This window comes from Candidatus Similichlamydia epinepheli (genome assembly GCF_003056015.1).
Genome location: NZ_PPEU01000095.1, coordinates 1 through 2,589, shown reverse-complemented (window position 1 = coordinate 2,589; position 2,589 = coordinate 1). Strand labels below are relative to the sequence as shown.

Genomic DNA, 2,589 nt, shown 5'->3' with positions numbered 1-2,589 from the left:
AATGCCTTTTTGCCGAACGATAGAAGTGATAGTTCCAACAATTTCGGATTGACCTCTTTCGATGATAGATAAGATTCTCCCTTCTGCTGGGCGATCCTTTTTTGCAACTACTACTACTCTAACTAGATCTCGATTACACGCTCCTTCAGTAGAACATTTTGGAATGAAAACGTCTTGCGCCCATCCTTCTATGGAAACGAATCCAAACCCACGCGAGTGCAGAGATGCGCGACCTTCAAATTCTAGTGGCCCTTGAAAAAAAAAACGATCGTCATCAGAAATTCCGATCGTACGATCAAGAACCATGGAGTGAATAACTTCTTTTAGAATTTCGTAACTTTCCGGCCCAATTTTGAAAGATCTTACAATTTCGCTTGGATGAAGAGGGCCTTTTGAAACAAGTGCAGATGCTACAAGAGTCTTGATTTTTTCTTTTTCAAAATATGTATTGTTCTCCGGTGCAATTTGAGCAGAAAGATTCTGTTTAGCTCTTTTTACCTTTATGCTCTGTTTTACCTGTTTCATGTTTCAACTCCGTGAGAGACAAGTCTGATCCTATCACAGGAATCCTTCTTCGGGAAGAGATGAGAACTGTGAGTCTGCTTTTGATTTGGATGGTCACACCTTAGTAAGGTAGACTTGTTAGATCGTAAGCGAACTGGCAGGATCTATTTAGGGGGCGTCAGAAATGGGCTATGATCACCTATTCGTAGAAAAAAAGTGGCAAGAAGAATGGGCAAATCACGGGATATTTCGTTCTGTGCGTAATTTGGGGAGAGAGAAAAAGTACATACTGGACATGTTCCCATATCCGTCGGGAAGTGGCTTGCACATGGGACATCTATGCGGATACACGTACTCAGATGTGTACGTAAGGTATCTGAAAATGATGGAAATTGACGTTTTGCACCCCATGGGATGGGACAGTTTTGGTCTTCCTGCTGAACGATACGCCGCTAGAACTGGAGCTCATCCTCGTGAAACCACTAAAACTAATATTGATTCTTTTCGTAAACAGCTCAAGTCTATGGGATACGCTTACGATTGGTGTAGGGAAATTTCAACTTCTCATCCAAACTTTTATAAGTGGACACAATGGATGTTTAGCCTTTTCTACGAAAAGGGGCTTGCATATGAAGCAGAAGTTCATGTGAATTACTGTCCAGATCTGCAAATTGCTTTAGCTAATGAGGAAGTTGAGAACGGTTTTAGTAAGGAAGGTGGGTTTGCAGTTGTACTAAAACCTTTGCGTCAATGGATGTTACGTATTACGAAGTATGCGGATCGACTCATTAAAGATCTTGATCTTGTAGATTGGCCTGATGAGATAAAGCAGCAGCAACTGTCTTGGATTGGTAGAAAAGAAGGTGCGGAGGTTTGTTTCTCGGTAGTTGGAACAGCAATTGAACTATATGTTTTTACTACAAGACCAGAAACTATATTCGGGGTCTCCTACATAGCACTTTCTGCTACTCATCCATTTGTGGATCAAATTACTAAGGAAGATGTTCTTCCGTTTTTGCAATCCTTTCGTGATAGACAATTAGTGGGAGGAAGAGATAGCTCTAATTCTAATGACGGAGTATTTTTAGGTGCCTACGCTAACAATCCAGTAAATGGAGATAGTATTCCGATTTGGGTAGCAGGTTACGTTCTTCCTCACGTTGGTTCTGGAATTGTTATGGGTGTTCCAGCTCATGATGAAAACGATTGTTCTTTTGCAAGACAACACGGATTAAAATCAAAAGTGGTCATTGTAGAAGAAAAGGAAGGCTATCATTTACCTTACACTGGACCTGGCACATGCATTGAAAGCTATTCTGAAACCATCTCTCTTAATGGAGTAGATTATCTTAAAGCTAGAGACATGGTCATTGAATGGCTTGAAGCTACAGGGAAGGGGCGTAAGAGAACAACTTATCGGTTGAGAGATTGGCTGTTTTCTAGACAAAGGTATTGGGGAGAGCCAATGCCGCTTCTACATCTTGAAAATGGGAAAATTCGTCCTTTGGACTTAGACGAATTACCACTTATTCCTCCACAAATTGATTCTTACCGGCCGCCAGAAGATAGCTTAAGCCCTTTGGATTCAGTCCCTAGTTGGGTATTTTTAAAGGACGCTAAGTCTGGTCTACATGCAAAGAGAGAAACAAATGTGATGCCGCAATGGGCTGGTTCTTGTTGGTATTTTCTTCGGTTTTGTGATCCAACAAATGAAGAAATCTTTTGTTCAAAAGAGGCTCAAGATGAATGGATGCCTGTTGATATCTATATTGGTGGAGCTGAACATTCTGTATTACATCTGCTTTATGCAAGATTTTGGCACAAAATACTGTTCGATTGTGGATTGGTTCAACATCCAGAACCATTTTTAAAATTGAAAAATCCAGGGATGGTTCTGAATAGATCATTCAAAAAGCCTGGAGGGGTATACGTATCTGCAGAAGAAGTAGAAAAGCGTGGCTCGGAATATTTTCTGATCAAAACAAATGAAAAAATTGTTTCTCAGATTGAGAAGATGGGAAAATCCAAACTTAATGGAGTGTCTCCTGATGATTTAATGAAAGATTTTGGGGCAGATGCTCTCCG

At 40.6% G+C, this 2,589-nt stretch carries 1 protein-coding gene and 1 pseudogene; one reads left to right on the top strand and one right to left on the bottom strand.

Going from position 1 to position 2,589, the window contains the following annotated elements; translation table 11 throughout:
- Positions 1–525: pseudogene (locus GCCT14_RS04385) on the bottom strand (hypothetical protein); the annotation flags it as partial.
- Between the two features lie 163 nt (positions 526–688).
- Here GCCT14_RS04385 and leuS point away from each other — a divergent pair.
- Positions 689–2,589 (top strand): leucine--tRNA ligase (gene leuS, locus GCCT14_RS04380; RefSeq protein ID WP_108624385.1); only part of this gene is annotated, 1,901 nt, incomplete at its 3' end.